At 40.7% G+C, this 546-nt stretch carries 1 pseudogene; it reads right to left on the bottom strand.

Annotation, left to right across the window (positions count from 1 at the left end):
* Positions 1-150 precede the first annotated feature (150 nt).
* Positions 151-546 (bottom strand): annotated as a pseudogene (locus tag KIV40_RS30590) (CHASE2 domain-containing protein); the annotation flags it as partial.

Below are 546 nucleotides of genomic sequence, written 5' to 3'. Positions count from 1 at the left end.
TCACACACCCAAACGTTATCGACCAAAAAATCGATAACCTTGACTTGATCTTGTGCCATGACAGCAGAGGATGCGAGACCAAAACTTAAGCCTAAAACTAACGTTGATAACGATTTCATAAATGTTCCTTATTTACTGAATGTTTTCTGTTTATTGTGTGTTTCTTAATTTATGTTTTGTGGTTTTTGCGAATAGACAGACCCTCTCTTTGTAAGATTGGAGTTTTGGTCTGAAAGCTTCAAAAATGAAGAAGAAAAAGATGGGTAAATCAATGAATATAATCAGGATTAACCCATACCAATTAGGTGCACCAACATTGAGGACAAAGTGGGATATCGCGACGGAAAGGGCGATTACCGCGATGATAATCAGCATGGGAACAAAAGCGCCCCACAGTTTTTGTCGCTCGTCGAAATGTTGCGTCTCTTGCTGATCCAAAAAGTTGAAGCGAAACCAAATCACAAGGAATAGCACGATGGTTTGTACTGAGATTTCGACCATGTCAGCGATACTCAGATTGAATAGGCCAGCATCGTCGGGAGAGCG

Source organism: Vibrio sp. D173a (genome assembly GCF_030248475.1).
Note: the sequence above shows the minus strand (reverse complement) of the source record. Positions and strands in the feature narration are given on the sequence as shown.